General features: G+C 64.3%; 12 protein-coding genes. All 12 read right to left on the bottom strand.

Going from position 1 to position 18,196, the window contains the following annotated elements:
- Nucleotides 1–20: 20 nt before the first annotated feature.
- Entirely contained in the window at nt 21–1,613 is a 1,593-nt protein-coding gene (locus H6678_04290) for a T9SS type A sorting domain-containing protein (GenBank protein ID MCB9473011.1), read from the bottom strand.
- Nucleotides 1,614–2,578: 965 nt separating this feature from the next.
- On the bottom strand, nt 2,579–4,345 hold the full coding sequence (locus tag H6678_04285; protein MCB9473010.1) for a hypothetical protein: 1,767 nt from the start codon (nt 4,343–4,345) through the stop codon (nt 2,579–2,581).
- Nucleotides 4,346–5,286: 941 nt separating this feature from the next.
- Entirely contained in the window at nt 5,287–5,841 is a 555-nt protein-coding gene (locus H6678_04280; GenBank protein MCB9473009.1) for an ECF transporter S component, read from the bottom strand.
- A gap of 46 nt (nt 5,842–5,887) precedes the next feature.
- Nucleotides 5,888–6,238, bottom strand: coding sequence for a 50S ribosomal protein L19 (gene rplS / locus H6678_04275; protein ID MCB9473008.1), 351 nt, complete (start codon nt 6,236–6,238; stop codon nt 5,888–5,890).
- A 15-nt stretch (nt 6,239–6,253) separates the two neighbouring features.
- Nucleotides 6,254–6,964 (bottom strand): tRNA (guanosine(37)-N1)-methyltransferase TrmD, encoded by a 711-nt coding sequence (gene trmD / locus H6678_04270; GenBank protein MCB9473007.1) that lies wholly within the window; start codon nt 6,962–6,964, stop codon nt 6,254–6,256.
- Nucleotides 6,954–7,511 carry a 16S rRNA processing protein RimM gene (gene rimM / locus H6678_04265; protein ID MCB9473006.1) on the bottom strand — a complete coding sequence of 186 codons (558 nt, stop codon included), beginning with the start codon at nt 7,509–7,511 and terminating at the stop codon, nt 6,954–6,956. The genes trmD and rimM overlap by 11 nt, the downstream gene beginning before the upstream one ends.
- 42 nt (nt 7,512–7,553) lie before the next feature.
- Nucleotides 7,554–8,069: a 30S ribosomal protein S16 gene (gene rpsP, locus H6678_04260; GenBank protein ID MCB9473005.1), complete on the bottom strand. Its 516-nt coding sequence runs from the start codon at nt 8,067–8,069 to the stop codon at nt 7,554–7,556.
- 45 nt (nt 8,070–8,114) lie between these two features.
- A complete protein-coding gene (gene ffh, locus H6678_04255; protein ID MCB9473004.1) occupies nt 8,115–9,548 on the bottom strand; it encodes a signal recognition particle protein in 1,434 nt (477 codons plus the stop codon).
- 198 nt (nt 9,549–9,746) lie between these two features.
- Nucleotides 9,747–10,313 (bottom strand): cob(I)yrinic acid a,c-diamide adenosyltransferase, encoded by a 567-nt coding sequence (locus H6678_04250; protein MCB9473003.1) that lies wholly within the window; start codon nt 10,311–10,313, stop codon nt 9,747–9,749.
- 43 nt (nt 10,314–10,356) lie between these two features.
- Nucleotides 10,357–11,427 carry a PQQ-binding-like beta-propeller repeat protein gene (locus H6678_04245; protein MCB9473002.1) on the bottom strand — a complete coding sequence of 357 codons (1,071 nt, stop codon included), beginning with the start codon at nt 11,425–11,427 and terminating at the stop codon, nt 10,357–10,359.
- A gap of 8 nt (nt 11,428–11,435) precedes the next feature.
- Entirely contained in the window at nt 11,436–13,562 is a 2,127-nt protein-coding gene (locus H6678_04240) for a TonB-dependent receptor (protein MCB9473001.1), read from the bottom strand.
- A 178-nt stretch (nt 13,563–13,740) separates the two neighbouring features.
- The gene (locus H6678_04235) at nt 13,741–17,559 is read right to left on the bottom strand and encodes a hypothetical protein (protein MCB9473000.1); all 3,819 of its coding nucleotides are present in this window, start codon (nt 17,557–17,559) and stop codon (nt 13,741–13,743) included.
- Nucleotides 17,560–18,196: the final 637 nt, after the last annotated feature.

Genomic DNA, 18,196 nt, shown 5'->3' with positions numbered 1-18,196 from the left:
TGTCGCATGGGTTGCGAGAACTACCTCACCAGGAGCATCTTCCGGCTGTCGAGCTTTCCGTCGCTCTCAAGGCGGTAGAGGTAGACGCCGCTGGCCAGCCGGTCGGCATCGAAGACCACACGATGCAGACCACGTTCCTGCATGCCGTTCACCAGCACCTGCACCAGGGCCCCATCCACGGAATACACCGCCAACCGGACCGGAGACGTCTCGGCCAGACCGAATTCGATGACCGTGCTCGGATTGAAGGGGTTGGGGTAGTTCCCCAGCAGGCCGAAGTCGACCGGACGGTCATTGGCTCCCGCCGTGCCTTCGCATTCGTCGGGCACGCCGTTCTGGTCTTCGTCCAGACTGGTGCCCATGGCGATGTCGCACAGATCCCAGATTCCGTTCACGTTGCAGTCGACATAGCCGTCCTCGCACTCATCGGGCAGGCCGTTGGCGTTGCAGTCCAGACTGGCGCCACTGAGGATGTCGCAGATGTCAAGCTGGCCGTTGTTGTTGCAGTCAGTCCATTCGCAGACATCGGCCGTGCCATTGCCATCGCAATCAGCTTCGCAGGCGTCGGGAGTGCCGTTGTCGTCGCAATCGGGATCACACTCGTCAGGCACGCCGTTCTGGTCGCAGTCCTGGCTGGTGCCCAGCGCGATGTCACAGTCGTCGGGGATGCCGTTCAGGTTGCAGTCGATCTCGCAGTCATCGGGAATGCCGTTGGCGTTGCAGTCGGCGCTGGATCCGCTGGCGATGTCACAGTCATCCGGGATGCCATTGGCGTTGCAGTCCGTCTCACATTCGTCGGGAATGCCATTCAGATTGCAGTCGAGACTGGCGCCCGTGGCGATGTCGCAACTGTCGTGCAGCCCGTTGCCGTTGCAGTCTTCCTCGCACTCGTCGGGAATGCCATTGCTGTTGCAGTCCTGACTGGTGCCATCGGAAATGTCGCAGAAGTCCGCGGCGCCGTTGTCGTTGCAGTCGGGCAGCGGCTGGCCGCCGTCGGTGGCCGTCAGTACCACGGGCTGGCTCACATCCAGGTCGAAGAACAGCAGCTGGCTCTGGTCGCAGGGATCGAAGGTGATGAAGCGCAGAGTGTCCAGACCCGAGTTGAAGGTGTAGTTCATCGTGATCTGGAAATTGTTGGAATCGGGCAGGCTCCAGGCCGCGCCGTCGGTGCAGCAGTTGGACCAGTTCCAGGAGTTCGTGCCACTGCCCGTGGCCGGGTTGAAGGAGTGTGGATCACCGGGATCGTCATTGAGCGACGCGGTTGACCCAAGTGGCAGGCCCGAGTAGCTCAGGCTGGCACTGCCGCCGCCCCCGCCCCATTTGTCCATGACCGTCACCAGGCCATAGTTGCCCTGATCGTCGAGCGTCAGATAGATCAGGGCCGTGTTGAGCTGCTCGAAGCCCGTGTTGGCCGAGCTGCTCTGCGGGCTGCCGTAGCTGTAGAAGTCGATCACATCGTCCCCTGGATCGAGGAAGTAGGGATCGACGTGCACATCGATGATGCTGGAACCATTGCTGACCGTGTACTGCGGCACCGCCTGCGCCGCAAGAGCGCAGAAACCGGCCAGCAGCACAGCGTGGAACAGACTGGATGGAATGCGTGCTGGACTCATGAAACCTCCCGGAGCGTCAGCGGCACGGAGCGAGGCCCCTGCCGAGCGAAGCGTTGATTGATGGCTTGACTGATGTGTTTGATTGCTGTTGTTGGTTTTGCAAGGAGAGTGCCAGAAATCCTCGTGATCAGACCCTTGTCAATATTGACTTTGCCACATCTGTCCAGCCTGCGATTTGTTCACGCTGTGTAAAATCTGTCGCAATCTGGATCACGATTCCGCGCTCCTCGCCCCGGGCTCGTTCGTGTCAGAATTCAATAACATCGTTAGCACTGACGGCGGGCCGATCACACCCAGCGGATCGCGGCGCGGGTCAGGCTACGCCCTCGTTCAAGTCGGGGTCGTCCCACCGGAACTCGGCTCTTCTGGAGGTCCTGAAGGAAAGCAAGCACTCTCGGTCAGCGATCTGGTCTGTCTGTCGCCAACGAGCGCGGGTCCGCGACATCCGCCGGGCTCCAGGAGTACTGTCGCGGCTGTTTCCAGAGCTGGTCATGCTTCAGCCTGGGGAGCAGGGACAGGAGTCACTGGAATGGCGAAACTCCCGGTGCTGCCGCGAAAAGCACTCGTGATGCTGTCGGTGTCCTGCAACAGGTCCGGTGCATGTTCCAGGGCAGACAGGTTCCGGCCCGGCATGAGGGCTGCATGTTTTCGACTGGACCATCGACCCTGAGGGTGACCACCATCTGCTGCGATACACTCAGCGACCTGTGCGCGCCAGCCTTCTCCTTGGCGAAGGCGTGTCCTCGTTCACCATGGTCGGTGCCGGCACCATGACTCTCAGCCTGGCCCCAGTGGCCTTCACCGGCATCACGGTGATCGACGCCAACAACCAGACCGAGAAGCAGACCTCGTTCTGATCCTGGATTGAAAAGCCCGGGCACACGATTCTGCGGAATCCGTGTGCCCGGGTTTCTTCGCGTATCTGTGTGATGTGAGCGGTGAAGTCGCTTCCCGCGCGGGATCTCTCAATCCGCGAAGTCCCAGCGTACGCCAAGAATCTCCTCGTAGCCATTCAGAGGAAGCCCTTCCATGCGGGCATTGCGGGCGTGCAGCAGATTGCGGAAGGTCCACCAGAGGGTGAAGTGGCCGCGGCGGGCGTGCAGTTGCAACCAAAGCTCGGGGCGTGTCCAGAGATCCTGCCCCAGAGAATTGACCGCACCGTATTCGTGATGCGCGCCGAGCGTGGCGTGAAAGTCCAGTTCGCTACCGAAGAAGCGGTTGTGCCAGCCCAGAGCGCCATCGCTGATGAAGGTGGGCGCTTCGCGTGTCAGAGGTTGCTCGCTCTCGGGGAACCAGGCCTGGGCGATCCGCAGGCTCAGACGGCGAGCGGGCTGACCTTCGACGATGAGTTGAGCGCCATCCTGCACGCGATTCACCGGCTCCCACTGCCAGTTTCCGCTGTCGTCCGCCAGCTCGCGCTCCGTGGGCTGGTCGTGCAGGTGCAGGCGCCAGAGTCGAAGGGAAACCTGTCCCTGGCCGTTTCCGGGCCAGGCACCGTGCCAGCCGAGGCGAAGTTCCTCGCGCTGCCAGCGTGTGTCGGGCAGACGGGGATCTGGCAGCAGCGTGGCTTCCGCGAAACGCAACCATGGGTTGGACGTCTGCTCGCGCTCGCCGGGTACTCGGGTCATCCAGAGCTGGTCCGGCCAGGGAGCATGCCGCCCTCTTTGTCCCAGAACCTGCCAGCTCAGGGGCAGCCCGTCCAGTCGCCCGTCAAGCCCCAGTCCCAGATCCCAGAATGCGGTCCGACGATCGCTGCGCGCTCCCAGACGCCCGCTGCCAGTCCAGCGCAGGCCCGTGGACGATTTCAGAGTCCAGTTGCCATGTGTGCCCTGTTCCGTCAACACGCGGTTCAGATCCACACTGCCCAGATGCTGGCGCTCGGCCCAGACACCCAGTCCCAGCGCCTTCCCCGTGCTGTCGGCCTTGCTGCGTCCCTGCAGTTCCAGACGCTTGAAATCGCCGCGGTCGTCCACCCGGCGATCGACCTTGTACAGGTACTGATCCCAGCGGCTCTGTGCGTCAATCGCCAGCAACAGGGGCCACGCACTGCGTTCCTGCCAGAGTCGCAGGCGGTTGAGATTCTGGTGGATCTCGCGATCGTCGCCCGTGTTCAGCAGGCTGCCGTTGATGCGCAGCAGGCGTTTGTCCAGGCGCACCAGCCAGCCCGCGGGCAGCGGATGCTCCCAGTGCCCGAAGAAAAGGTTCTCCTGGGCCTTGGCCCCCGGAATCCGTTCGTGTGTGTATACCTGACGCGTGCCCACCTGCAGCCCACCACGCCCCAGCGGCCTGCTTGCCACCACATCGTTGGTCACGAGCCCAAGGAAGCCGTCCATCCAGTCGACTTGCACTTCCACCGAATCACCCACGGAGCGTGTCTCAAGCTGGATCACGCCCCCCGGATAGCCGGGGGCCATGCGCTGCCAGGGATCCAGAGTCTCACGGCGCAGCAGGTTGGCGCTGAGCCAACTGAGGTCGCTGCGGCCATCCAGGCGGTTGTGCAGGTGCTCGCCGTCCAGCAGCACTCCTCCCGAGCGGTCGTCGATGCCATCCAGCGCCAGGAATTGGCGCTGCCCGATCTGCCCGGCATCCAGTTGTGGGCCCAGGGTCCAGCGCTGCAGCTCGTCGGCCAGATCCTCAACGCTGCGGTCCGGCCAGGGCCTCTGGTGGTGTTGGCCGGGACGTGTGTCCACAACACTTGCCACAAGATCTCCGGCGGTGCCGTTGTCAGGCAACAGGCTTCCCGGTGCGGCCATTCCGGTGCGGGGGGCAAGTCGCCGAAAACTGCGGCGCAATGCTCTGTAGCCGGTGAGGACGGTATCCGGGGCCGGGCGGAGCGAGTCCGGCAATGCCAGGCTGCCGCTGGAATCCGCAATGTCACTTTCCGGTACGATGACGACATGGCTGGAGTCGAGCGCGGTGAACACTCGCAGGGAATTGGACACATTCGCACTGTCTGCCGGTGCTTGCGCTCTGGCCAGCATCGGCAGCAGACAACACATGCCAAGCCACAGGGCGAAGCTGGGTGTGCGGGATCTGGTTGCTGGCGTCATGCCTGCTGCAAGGCCAGCACCCTCCGCTGGCACAACGCCTGCTGCAAGGCCAACATCCTCCGCTGGCACAACGCCTGCTGTAGGGCCAGCAAGCTCCGCTGGCACAACGCCTGCTGCAAGGCCAGCAACCTCCGCTGGTGCCACGCCTGCTGCAAGGCCAGCAACCTCCGCTGGCACAACGCCTGCTGCAAGGCCAGCAACCTCCGTTGGCACAACGCCTGCTGCAAGGCCAGCAACCTCCGCTGGCGTCATGCCTGCTGCAAGGCCAGCACCCTCCGCTGGCACAACGCCTGCTGCAAGGCCAGCAACCTCCGCTGGCACGACGCCTGCTGCAAGGCCAGCACCCTCCGCTGGCAAGACGCCTGCTGCAAGGCCAGCATCCTCCGCTGGCACGACGCCTGCTGCAAGGCCAGCACCCTCCGCTGGCACAACGCCTGCTGCAAGGCCAGCAGCCTCCGCTGGCGCCACGCCTGCTGCAAGGCCAGCATCCTCCGCTGGCACAACGCCTGCTGCAAGGCCAGCAACCTCCGCTGGCGTCATGCCTGCTGCAAGGCCAGCACCCTCCGCTGGCACAACGCCTGCTGCAAGGCCAGCATCCTGACAGATTCTCGTTGGGTGCCTCATCAGACCAGGTCCTCATCCATGAAGGAACCCTGCAGCCGGCGACTCAGGGAAGGCAGCAGAGCGAAGACCATGGCGTTCCAGGCCAGATATCCAACGGTGAACACGGAACCGGTCAGCAACCAGGTCCAGAACACACCGGGGTTCTCGCTGACCACAGCGAAGGACAGTGAGAGCAGTGCCTGCGAGAAAGCGGTGATCAGGAGGCCCAGCAGGCTGGCCAACAACGATGCGCTCCAACCGGGACGCCGCAGGAAAGGGGCAAGGATTCCGCCCAGCAAACCGGCGGTACCCATGCCAAGCAACTGGGCCGCGAAGAGCCAGGGCATGCCGAAGGCACTGCCAAGGGGATTGAACCCCCCATAGATGAATTGGGTCATCAGTCCCACGGCCAGACCGCCCCGTGGACCACAGAGCACACCGGCGAGCACCACGGTGAAGGTGACCAGTTCGATGGGAAGTGTCATCAGGGTGTAACCAAGTGAGACGGCCACCGCCGTGAGCAGGGCCAGCCGCACGCTGCGGCGCAGGGCCGCGGGAGAGGAGGCAGGAGTCATGGGCAGGGAAACCCCGCCGGCCTGAACCGGCGGGGCCCGCAATCAACTAGCGAGTGGACTTTTCGCGGATGCGTGCCGCCTTGCCGGAGCGCTGGCGCAGATAGTACAGCTTGGCGCGACGCACCATGCCGCGACGGCGCACGACCACCTTCTCGATCTTGGGGCTGTGCAGCTGGAAAATACGCTCGACGCCGAAGCCCTTCTCCGCCTTGCGCACCGTGTAGGTGGCGGTGATGGAGTTTCCGCCACTGCGGGCGATGACCACGCCGGTGTAGATCTGCACACGTTCCTTGTTGCCCTCGATGATGCGCACATGCACATCCACCGTATCACCGGGGCCGAATTCGGGCAGGTCCGTTCGCAGGCCGGGGTCCCAGGAGTTCTTGAGCAGGCTCATGGGTCAATCCTCGTTCTATTGGGTCTTGTTCAGTTTCTCTTCGAAAAGCCGGAACAGATCCGGCCGTTTTTCCCGTGTCCGCTGGCGGCGCTGCTCGGCTCGCCAGCTCTCGATGCGGGCGTGATGCCCGGAAAGCAGCACCTCGGGCACCGCCATCCCTTCGAATTCCGCAGGGCGCGTGTACTGTGGTGCATCCAGCAGGCCGTCTTCAAGAGAATCGGTGCCCGCTGATTCCGCCCGACCAATCGCACCGGGCAGCAGTCTCACCAGAGAATCGACCAGCACCATCGCGCCCAGCTCCCCACCGGAGAGAATGTAATCGCCAATGCTGATCTCGCGGTCCACGCAGCGCTCGATGAAGCGCTCGTCCACGCCCTTGTAGTGGCCACACACCAACAGCAGGTGGCTCTCTTCCCTGGCCATCACCCGGGCCTGCTCCTGCTTCCAGAGTGGCCCCTGGGGGCTCAGCAGCACAACCGTCACCGGGAGGGTGGCCTTCGACTTGAGTTCAGTGACACAGCGGATCAACGGTTCCGCCTTCATCACCATGCCCGCGCCATCACCGAAAGGGTCGTCATCCGCCTTGCGGTGGGGGCCGTCGGTCCAGTCCCGCAGATCGTGTACCCGGATGTCCACCAGACCCGCGCGCCGTGCGCGCACAACGATGGATTCATCCAGCGGCCCGCGAAACATCTCGGGAAAGAGTGTGATGATCTCAATGACCATCGGTCTCTTCCTTCAGTCGGGCCGCTGTGTCCAGCATGCCCTTGGGCAGCATTCCGTCGATGGGGCGAATCACCACTCGTCCACCGGGCACGTCAACCTCGGTCAGGAACTCGCGGATCACGGGCACCAGCGCCTCGTGTTCGCCGCAGACAATCACCAACAGCGGGCTGGCGGGCATGTCCATGACATCATCCACGCGGCCCACCGGGCGACCATCTTCCAGTTCCGCCGCCAGACCGACCAGATCCGCCAGAAAGAATTCATCGGGGTCCAGCTCCGGCAGGTCACGACGATGGATCTGCAACACGATGCCCTTGAGCAACTCGGCCGAATCCCGATCGTCCACACCCGTGAAGCGAACCAGCAGCTTGCCGTTCTCGAATACCGCGTCGCTCAGCTCCAGGCGCTGGCGTCGTCCGTCCCGCAGGAAGTAGAACTCATCCAGATCGACCAGGCGCCCCGGATCATCGGACCAGGCCTCGACCCAGAGTTCCCCATCCAGGCCCTTGGGGCGCAGGATGCGACCGATGTCAATGTATTCTTGCATGCAGGGCGCACCGGTTCACGAAAACCCGGTCCGGCGGATTGCTCAGCCGGCGTTCTCTTCGCTTGCGGGGGCCTCGTCAGCGGGCGCGTCCTCGGGAGCAGCTTCCTCGGCAGGAGCGGCGGCGGCGGCAGCCTGAGCTTGCGCCTGGGCCAATTCCTTGGCAGCCTTCTCCTCTTCGAGCTTGCGGGCCGCTTCGGCCTTGGCGCTGCGCTCCTGCACACGGGCCTGGATCTTGTCGCCATGCAGCTTGAGGTGAGCGTTGACCGCTTCTTCGATCTGCTCCGGGGTGGCCTTGCGCTTGGTAAGGTCCCAGCGCAGCAGCACGCCACTGCGGGAGAGCAGCGAACGGACCGTGTCCGAAGGCTGGGCACCGTAACCGAGCCACTTCAGGGCCAGCTCATGGTTCATGGAGATCGACGCAGATTCCCCGAGGGGATTGTAGGTGCCGATGCTCTCCAGGTAACTACCATCGCGCCGCTGGCGCGAGTCCACCGCGATGATGCGGTAGAAGGGGCGTTTCTTGCGACCCAGACGGGTCAGCCGCAGCTTGACAGCCATGATACTCCTGTCGTCAGTGGGGCCGGAATCCTTACTCCGGCAATCTCAGCGTTTTTTCTTCTTGCTCTTGGCCCGACCCGGCTTGGTGGAAAACTGCCGCATGCCGGGCATTCCCGGCAGCATGGGCATCCGACCCGGTGCCGCACCGGGTTCGGCACCTGCGCCTCCACCACCCATCAGACTGCCCAACCCGCCGAAAGAGGCCATCTGCTTCAGCACGCCCTTCATCTGGGTGAACTGGGTCAGCAGGGCCTGCACTTCATTCTCGCTGCGCCCGGCTCCCCGGGCAATCCGGCGCTTGCGGCTGCCGTTGATCAGGGTGGGCTGCTTGCGCTCCGCTTTCGTCATCGAATGGATGATCGACTCGGTGCGCACCAGCGATTTCGGATCCATGTTGAGCTGGCTGATTTTCGAGCCGATGCCCGGGATCATCTTCAACAGGCCCTCGAGAGGACCCATGCGCTTGATCACCTGCATCTGGCTCAGAAAGTCTTCCAGGTCGAATTCAGCGCGGGCAAGTTTGCCCGCCATCTTTTCCGCATCCACCCGGTCGATCTGCTCCTGGGCCTTCTCGACCAGAGTGACCACATCGCCCATGCCCAGGATGCGCTGGGCCATGCGATCGGGGTGGAACTGCTCAAGGGCGTCGAGCTTTTCGCCCACGCCCACGAACTTGACCGGTTTGCCCGTCACGCTGCGGATGGACATCGCGGCACCGCCGCGCGTGTCGCCATCCAGCTTGGTCAGGATCACGCCCGTGAATTCGAGCCGGCGATTGAACTCGCCCGCCGCGTTCACCGCATCCTGACCGATCATGGCGTCGGCCACGAACAGGATTTCAGCCGGTTGCAGGGTCTCGCGAATGCGCTCGAGCTCCTGCATCATGTCTTCGGCGATGTGCAGCCGGCCCGCTGTGTCCAGCAGAACCGTGTCGGCACCCCGGCGAGTCGCTTCGGCCAGACCCTCGACGGCCGTGCGCAGAGGATCCTGGTCCACGGGCGTGAAGACCGGGACTCCGATCTGCTTGCCCAGTACCACCAACTGTTCCACGGCCGCGGGGCGGTAGATGTCGGCGGCGATCAGGAAGGGCTTGCGCCCCTTCTTCTTCAACAGGGCGGCGAGCTTGCCGGCGGAGGTGGTCTTGCCACTTCCCTGCAGGCCCACCATCATGATCACCGTGGGGCCACCGCGCACCCAGCGGATCGGTTCCGCGTGGCCGCCCAGCAGCTCGGTCAATTCATCATTGAGCAGCTTGGTGAACTGCTGCCCCGGGGAGACGCTCTTCAGCACCTCGGCACCCAGGGCCTTTTCGCTGATGGTGGCGATGAAATCGCGCACCACCTTCACATGGACGTCGGCTTCCAGCAGGGCGCGGCGAATGTCCGCCACGGCTTCTTCGATGTTCGATTCCGAGATCCGGGCCTGTCCCCTCAGTGAGCGGACGATGCCTTCAAAACGGTCCTGGAGAGAGTCGAACATGGAATCTGGCCGCTTGCACACCTGAAACTGGCGAGGCGTTCGCTTGCGGACGCCCCTGGATCGCCCAGCGGGACCCGGCAGTGTCGTGGCCGGGAAACCCGATCCGGCTTCCGGCCGGAGCCCGCAAGTCTAGCATCTGGCTCTCACAAGAGCAAGGCGGCGCGGCTGCCGGAGAGCGCTCACTGGCATGGGCAGGGCTCAGTCTCGCTGCCCGCCCGGAACCCAGAGCACCTCGCGTCCACCGCGGCAGGCCACCCGGGCCAGCACGAAAAGCAGATCGCTGAGCCGGTTCAGATAGATCAGCGCCTGAGGATTGACCGCGTCGCCCTCTTCATCGATCAGGGTCAGCAAACGACGCTCGGCCCGTCGGCAGACCGTGCGCCCCAGATGCAGGGTCGCCGCCGCGCGCGAGCCACCGGGCAGGATGAAACTGTCCAGACTGGGCAGATCCGCGTTGGCGCGGTCAATGGCCTGCTCCAATCGCTGGGCGTACTCGGCCCCGATGCGCAGGGATGCACCCGCTTCGCCGGGCACACACAGATCGGAACCCAGATCGAAGAGTTCATTCTGGATCCGCTCCAGCTCCCGGCGCGTGTCCGCGTCCAGCTCCGTCTCGCAGAGCACCATGCCCAGCACGGAATTCAGTTCGTCCACACAGCCGTAGGCCTCCACCCGGGCACTGTTCTTGGCCGTCTCACTGCCGTCGCCCAGACGCGTGTGGCCGCCATCGCCGGTACGGGTGTAGATCCGGGTCAACCGAACCATGGCAATCCTCCCTCCAGAAGTTTGTCGGGCGTGTGTGTGCGTGTCATTCCAGAAGCAACAGTGCGCCGGGGCCGTGCCCCACGGGCAGGCACTCCAGCAGGCTGTCACCCTGGATCACGCAGAGTGCGTCCTGGGCATAGCAGCTCACGAACAGACGACCGCCGGCCAGGCAGAGGTCCGTGGCTCCGGCCTGGACGCGCCAGGGATTTTCCGGCCCCCGATCGAAGGCGCGCTCGTCCAGCGACACGCGCGTGACATGCCCTTCCTGGGTGCCTCCGGGCTGCAGGTCGTACTGGCCCCAGGCGGCCAGCCAGAGATCACGTCCATCCAGAGCCATCGCCCCGGGAAAATCTCCCAGCGGCAGATTCCAGCTTTCCGCACCATTTCGGGGATCCAGCACGACCAGCTGGCCCTCCCGCAGAACGTAGTCCCCCGAACAGAGCACGAGCAGCTCCCCCGCGGGAGTCAGAGCCAGCCGCTGAGGGTTGGCGCCCACCTCCGTGCGCCACAGCTCCTCACCCGACGGCAGCCGGTGTGCGCGCACGGTGCCCGGGCCGAATTCCAGAGTACTGAGGGAAAAACCGGTACAGGCCACATACAGAGTGTCACCCGAGAGACAGAGTCCCTGAGGCCAACTGCCGGTGGCGAAAGCCCGCAGGCTGTCACCGGTCTCCGGAATCGCCGAGATTTCGTTGCGCGCGCTGAGACTGGTATAGATCTCGCCGCCAAAAAAGAGTGAACTCCACGGAGTGTAGACCAATTCTCCGGCCTGGCGCCCGTCGAGAGCGTTCAGGCTCCAGCTCTCGAGTACCTCGAGGCTGCTGTCGCCCAGGGCGTAGGACACGATGCGATCATCGCCAGAACAGGTCACGAAGAGACGATCGCCCTGCTGGAAGGCATGGTTGGGCAGCAGCGCCGTGGGGGCCACATCCCGCTGGACCTGCAGCCGCCCGGGATCACAGAGTGACAGACTGTTGGTGCCCGAGCCGGAATTGAGCACCAGAACCTGCCCGGCCAATCCGCCCTCCAGCGTCTGCCAGTTCGTCGAGTCCTCGCATGAACACAGCAGGCTGGCAAGTGCAAGGCACATCATCATTGTCAGAGTCGGCTTCATCGCTTCCTTCATGAATGGATCAACCAGACTCCCAGTCGCAGACTGCGCCCCGGGAGCGGCACCTTGGGGACCATTCGCAACTCGTTGTCCAGCAGGTTCTCCAGGGACAGGCCCCATCCCCAGCTCAAGCGCCTGACGCGCTGCTCACGTCCCAGCGAAAGGTCCAGAACCCACCAAGGATCCAGCGCGGCAGCGTCCAGCCCGTCCAGATTGGACTCGCCCGCGAAACTGCGCCCGGCTCCCCGGCATTCCAGCCCCAGTTTCCAGGGGTCGACTCCCGGGCTGCTCCAGTCCAGACGCGCACGCCATTCGTTCAATGGACGCAGGGGAAGGTAGCGTCCCGCGTTGATGCCCGGCGTCCGATTGCGCGAATCGGCCAGCCGCAGCTCGCCCAGCCAGTCCCAACCTGCGGCCGGCCGGGCCTGCAGCGACAGGTACCATTGCCGGATCCGGGCCTGCCCCAGATTGAAGGGCTTCCAGGCCGCAGCCTGACTCTGGCGCCAGACGATCAGGTCGCGGGCGTCCCGCTGTGAGACACCGCTTTCGGCACTGACCCAGCGGGCATCCGTGCCGATGCGGGCGCGCAGCCCCAGAGTCAGTTGACGAAAGCGTTCCGGATCAAGGTCCGGATTGGCTTCCAGCTCCGTGCCGCCCACGGGAAATCTCTCAAGGAAGGAAGGCATGCGCGCTCCCTGGCTGGCCTGCGCCCACAGACCCAGTTCGGGACCGCTTCCCGTCGCCCGCAGCGGTTGCAAGGCTTCCAGCAGCGCGATGGGTACCGCGTGCAGACGGCGCTCGTCACGCCAGCCTTCAAGTCCGGCTTCCAGCCTGAGCCGGGAAGAACGCAGCCACAGCACGGGCCGCAGCTCGTCACGCCGGGCGTTCAGCACATCGTTCCTGTACTCGGCATCAAACGTCAGGGCGCGCCCCTCCAGGCGCCAACCCGGCTGGAACACACGCCCGGCACGGACCACTTCGTGTTCCATGGCAAGACCGATGCTGCGCTCGCGCTCCTCGCGCGGGCCCCAGAGCGATCCACGCGTCACACGCCGGTCGTCCTGGATCCAGAGCCTGCCGCTGCTGGCCGGTCCCTTGCGGAACAGGGCCTGCAGGCTGCTGTTGGACTCCTCTTCCCGCAGGGGCCACTGGTCGCTCAGATCGATGCGGTCACCAATGCCGCCCTCCCGCCGGTGCCAGGACAGCCCCACGGATTCCAGCATTCCGCGATCGGGGCGCCAGCCCAGCGAGAACGCATCACGGCGGGAGTCCGTGTTGCGGCGCTCGAGCCGCAGGCCGGATTGGGGGTCGGTGTAGTCGTAACGCCCATTTCCGCGCTGGAAACGCAGCCCCGCATCCAGCAACCCGCGCCCCGGACGATGCTGCAGCCCCAGCGCCAGCGAGCGGGCATCCGGCCTCACCCACTCAAGATCCAGACGCTGCCGGGGATCGGGGCGTCGTCGTGTCACAAGGTTCAGCACGCCGGCCAGTGCTCCGCGGGCCGGGTCCGCGCCGCGGCGGAATTCCAGGCTTTCCAGTGGGCCCAGTGTCAGTCGGTTGAGATCCACCGCATGGCTGCCACCCGCATTCAGTGGCACACCATCCACGCAGACCAGCACTTCCCTGGCCGGGCTGCCGTCCACGCTGAGTGTGGCCACCGCACCCGCTCCGCCCTCCCGGATCACGCGCACGCCGGGAAAGTGCGCGGCCAGTTCGGCCAGATCCTCCGTCGCGCCAGCGGGAACCCGCAGATGACTGCGCCCGGGTCCGTCCTGCTGGATCACACCCGGCTCCCCGCCGCCCTGCACGGACAGCTCAGGCAGCACCAGCACCCGGGGCTCCAGCATCAACTCCAGGGGAGGAGTCTCGGCGCTGCCGACATGAATCACCTGCTCCAGATCCCGGTAGGCCAGATGATGCACGCGCAGGACCCAGCTGCCGGGCGGCAGGTTCTGGAACTGCCAGGCTCCCTGCCCGTCGCTGGTGGTCAGCCGCGCGAGCACGTCAATGCTGAGCAGCGCGCCCGCCACTGCATCACCGTCCGTGCGGTCACGCAGCCGCCCTTCCAGGGTCACGGTCGCCTTCAGCTGCAGACTCAGCAGGAGCAGGAGTGGGAGGATGAGGGCAAGGCGATTCATGACTGGTGGCACGACATGGGCGATTGGCGGTTTCTTTTGGGCAGGAAGATAGGAAGGCGGAGGGAACTGCACGGGCAGGGCCAAAGCAGGCGTGAGGACGTTCCGAAGGCCCTGGGACAGCGCACCCCGGCGGAGGAACCCACCGGGGTGCGCTGAATGTCCTGTCAATCCGGAACGGCTAGCGCACCAGCGCCAGCTTGCCGGTCCGGTAGTGCTTCGTGCCGTCGGCCATGGTGGCCTCCAGCCTCAGAAAGTAGACTCCGCTGGCCAGGCTGGCGCCATCCAGACGGAAGCTGTGTTCGCCGGCCGCCACTCGTTCGGTGCGCCCGCTGGCGACCTGCTGCCCGAGAAGATTGCACAGGGTCCAGCCCAGGCGGGCCTCGCTGCCCAGCGAATAGCTGACCATGGTGGACGGATTGAAGGGATTGGGCGCCATCGCCAGCAACTGGAAATCGGTCGGGCGCGCGTCATGTGCGCCAACGGACGTGCTCTCGAGCACGGGTCCCTGGGTCACCAGCAGGGCCAGACCATTGGCCAGAGGAGCGCTCGTGCTGGCCAGCACATTGTTGAACGCGTACTGCAGCCCCACCTGGTGGAGATAGTCCTGGATGCCCACCGTGGTGGCATTCTCGCCGGTGGCGGGAGTCACCTGGTTGTAATACATCAGCATCTGGGCATTGCCCGATTCGGTAGGCCAGACCTGGGGATCCCGCAGCACAAGCTGGAACTGCTGAAAACTGGAGGATTCGGTCGGGCGCATGTTGTGCCACTGGATGATGAATTCGCCCGTGCCCTGCTCGTACCAGGTGTAGACATCCCCGAAGGGGGCGCTGCCGGTGTGGTTGTAGAGATCGTTCCAGAACACGGCCACCATTCCGGGGGCTCCCTGGGCGGCGGGCAGGGTGGTGTTGTGACCGCTCACGTGCTCGTGCTGGTCGCCCATGGCCACCCAGCCATTGCTGTTGACGGTGAGCGTGGCCCAGATCTGGTCGTAGTAGGTGAACATGAAGGGCAGGTCCACCACGCGGCTGTCGCCATCGATGCCACCATTCCACCAGGAATCCTGTTCGTCGTGCATGTTGAGGGGAGTACCGAAGCTGCTGATGTCTTCCCAGATGAAGGCCGGAGCCTGCTCGTGACCCGTGTCACCGGAATCGTAGATCACGTAGCCGGCCGCATCGGGGCCCAGCGGATCCTGGACACCGGGTGTGCCGATGGTCACGCTCCAGGGACGCCGGTCGAGCGGCCGGGAATCGAGAGCCGTGAACTCGAGCTCGAAGGCCAGTTGGGTGCCCGGCAGCAGCTCTTCCGACAGGGTCATCGTGAAGGGTCCGGCGGTACCCTGTCCGTTCCGGGAGATGGCCGGCAGGCTGCCCAGCTCGTCCTGGAGGTCCACGCCACCACTGATCACGTGAAGGCGCAACGATCCTTCGGGAGAATCGTATTCGCCTTCCAGTCGCAACCTCAGTGAGAACTCCACCATCGCGCCTGGTTCGAATTCGCCCTGGCTGATGCTGATGGCATCCACCGCAAAATGCGCCGCGGACACGGACAGGTTGAGGCGCGACACCCACTCACCATCGAGATACAGGTCCAGCGGACAGGTGTCGCCATCAAGCGCCTGCGGGTCCAGAGAGAGCAGGAAACCGCCGACCTGCTGCTCGCCACCCGGGGCAAGCGGGTCGATGCTGGCTTCGGACTGTGTCACGGTCAGGCCTTCGTCGGTCGAAACCAGACTCAGCATGCCGGCCTGCGCCAGACCATCGGTGCCGGCCTCGTAGAGGTCCAGCACCAGTTCGATGTCTTCACCGGGGTTCAGCGTTCCGTCGCCGTTGCCGTCTTCGTCCTGCACGGTGAAACCCGTCAGGGCCAGGGCGCTGGGCATGTCGCTGACCGTGACCGTGCGCTGCACGGGATAGAGGTTCACGCCATGCACGGTCAGCAGATAGTCTCCGGTTTCAAGTTCGCCCAGATCCAGCCAGGCATCGCCGTTGGCGTCGGTGGTGGCCAGTTTGCCGCTGAGTGACGCGGCCTGGTAGAAGTAGGCATGGGCTCCGGCGACCGCCTGTCCAGTATCACTGGACGTGACGCGGAGATGCAGTTGGCGCGGGCCCGCGGCCAGGGCCGAAGGGGCATCCAGGGCAAGCGCCAGCGGCTCCATGGTGCGCACCTCCATCGCCGGATCACCCAGCAGATTGTAGGAGTGGAAGTAGTGTGGCACGCAGTTTCCGGCGCCCGCAGGACTCCAGTCCTCGATGCGTTCGTTGGGGAACTGGGTCCAGAGTTCGGTCTTGCCGCGCATCATCAGCGCGCCGATCTTGTGGATGCGCTCGTGCAGCAGGCCGTGGTAGATGCCCAGATCGATCGCGTTGTTCCATTTGGTGTGGGTATCCAGCTCGGAAGGCCCGATGAAGGCCACGGCGCCTCGGGGATTGGGACCGGTGGCGGCGCGCAGCCAGGCTTCGCCGAAACAGGGATCGAACTGGTTGGAACCGAAATCGCCCCCGCCACAGACGATGGACGTGACCACGGGCCAGGCATTGAAATTGTTCAGGTCGTTCATGATCTGCGTGACACCGAACTCGGGGCCCACCCACTGGTAACGATGCCCGTAGCCCCGATAATTCACGAAGCTGACGCCCTGATTGACAAAGTTGGTCACGATGCTCGGCGAGAGGTTGTTGTTGTAGTAATCGTTGTGCACCGTGTCGATGTGGGCGAAGCCATCCGCGAACAGCAGGTCGCGCACGGCCAGTTTGGTCTCACGCCGGCTGCCGGCCAGCGCCACATCGTAGATCATCAATGCATCACGGTACCAGTTGTCGGTCTGGCTGATCGGCGGGGTCTTCTCGTAGGCCACAAGCTTGGTGACCAGGGTCGAGAGTTGCTGGTGCGAGTCCACCGAGAGTCGCCCCACCAGAATCTCGGGGAAATAGTCGGTGCCTTCCAGCAGGGTGTACTCGTGATCACTGACGATGTCGCCACCCCAGGTCCCCTCGGCATGCTGACCACTCTGGACCGTGTTGGAGGGCAGATTGTACAGCTGTGGCGTGAGATCGTAGTCCCCCACCAGCAGCAGATAGTCAAGCCCGTTGTCCGTGTATTCCTGCATCACACGCTGTTTGACCGTGGCGAAGGTCGGGGTTCCGCCCAGCTCGGATTGGGCCACCACCGTGACTTCGTAGCCCATCTGGCGCTTCCAGTCGACCCAGGGCTGCAGGTAGGGTATGCCCGCATCGATGATGACCACCAGATAGCGCCCCAGTGAACTCTGCTCGAGGGGATCCAGGCGGACGTCGGCGTCCAGCTGGGCGGGATTCTGCAGGTCGGGCCGGACGATGTCGCGTGCCAGACGCGAGAGAGGACGATCGATCTCACGCGTGTTGCGTGTGTCATTGCCTTGGAAATCGAGGCGGACGAGCAGACGCGTGTATACCGTCAACTCATCATTGGCGGCATTCCAGTCGAAGGGCGTGATGTCCAGGGGCACCACCCGGACTCCGTGCCAGAGGGCGGGCTCGCCATAGCTGGACACACGTGCGGGAAAATGTCCCCCGCCGTAGACCTGCGCATTCTCGCGTCGCTCGGGCAGGCCGCTGCCGGGATAATCGCTCTGCCAGTCCTCGGCAGCCCTCGGCACCACTCCCGCGATCACACGGGAATCACTCTCCAGCACGTTCAGCCCCAGGCCGGCACGCGGCGGCACCGCGAACACTCCGGACCAGCTGGGCAGTTCGGGAAGGGAGGGCGTGGAGAGGGTGTTGAGCCCGTCAACGAAGAGCAGGTGCCGGTCTCCATCCTGCTGGATCTCAAGCCGGTTCAGCCGGAACTCCACCGTGAGACCCGCGGGCGACTGATCCAGGATTTCCATGCTCCAGTCGCGATCGGCGGACTGGAAGACGTGCATTCCGGGCACAGCCATGGGAGCCGTCTGCTCCGCGGACAGTACCGGGCTCGCCGAGATGGCCAGCAGAAGCGACCAACGCAACAGGTTCATTCCAGTTCCTTTCGATCAAGCTGTGTCAAGCGCGGTGGGGGCTGAATGCTCCTGCAGCAGGCGACAATCAGACCGGGGTCGAATGCAACTTCCGTTCCGGTTTACGGCCCCCAGATCCAGGACGTTCCCTGCATGCTGAACAGCGGCACAAAGGCCCCTCCGCGGGACATCCGTTCCGGGATCCAGTTCGGTCGTGGACGTGCGGCAGGACAAAGGCTTACAATTTGTTAAGCAGCGCGAACATGCGGGGGGGCTTCGACAGTGCCGGATCAAGTTCCTTGCGGGCGTCAGCGTTCTCACGCCCGGCGGATTCCTGGGTTCCGGCTTTGGGGAGCCGCGAAAAAGGAGGCGATTCGCCGCCCGCCCGCCAAGGGAAAAAGACTTGCGAAAGAAATCCCTCCCGGCACTATTCTTGCAAAGTGAAATCCTCGCGCGGGGAGCTCCGGATCCTCGTCAGGTGCCGCAGATCTTGTTGTCGGGCCCCAGGATTCGGATCCCATTCACAGCCATGCCATGACAGTGTTTTTTCACGCTGGAGAATTGCCTTGCATTGGCTGAGGATAATTCCATTTTGTCGGGCTGGTTCAACTGGAACGGGGAAACCCGGACCGTTTGCCGGCCCTCCTTCCCGCCGGCA

This window comes from Candidatus Delongbacteria bacterium, from assembly GCA_020634015.1.
Lineage (GTDB): Bacteria > CAIWAD01 > CAIWAD01 > CAIWAD01 > CAIWAD01 > JACKCN01.
Note: the sequence above shows the minus strand (reverse complement) of the source record. Positions and strands in the feature narration are given on the sequence as shown.

Coding starts and splice junctions, on each gene's coding strand:
- H6678_04290 (MCB9473011.1), bottom strand. CDS start 1,613: ATGAGTCCAGCACGCATTCCATCCAGTCTGTTCCACGCTGTGCTGCTG.
- H6678_04280 (MCB9473009.1), bottom strand. CDS start 5,841: ATGACTCCTGCCTCCTCTCCCGCGGCCCTGCGCCGCAGCGTGCGGCTG.
- rplS (MCB9473008.1), bottom strand. CDS start 6,238: ATGAGCCTGCTCAAGAACTCCTGGGACCCCGGCCTGCGAACGGACCTG.
- trmD (MCB9473007.1), bottom strand. CDS start 6,964: ATGGTCATTGAGATCATCACACTCTTTCCCGAGATGTTTCGCGGGCCG.
- rimM (MCB9473006.1), bottom strand. CDS start 7,511: ATGCAAGAATACATTGACATCGGTCGCATCCTGCGCCCCAAGGGCCTG.
- rpsP (MCB9473005.1), bottom strand. CDS start 8,069: ATGGCTGTCAAGCTGCGGCTGACCCGTCTGGGTCGCAAGAAACGCCCC.
- ffh (MCB9473004.1), bottom strand. CDS start 9,548: ATGTTCGACTCTCTCCAGGACCGTTTTGAAGGCATCGTCCGCTCACTG.
- H6678_04250 (MCB9473003.1), bottom strand. CDS start 10,313: ATGGTTCGGTTGACCCGGATCTACACCCGTACCGGCGATGGCGGCCAC.
- H6678_04245 (MCB9473002.1), bottom strand. CDS start 11,427: ATGAAGCCGACTCTGACAATGATGATGTGCCTTGCACTTGCCAGCCTG.
- H6678_04240 (MCB9473001.1), bottom strand. CDS start 13,562: ATGAATCGCCTTGCCCTCATCCTCCCACTCCTGCTCCTGCTGAGTCTG.
- H6678_04235 (MCB9473000.1), bottom strand. CDS start 17,559: ATGAACCTGTTGCGTTGGTCGCTTCTGCTGGCCATCTCGGCGAGCCCG.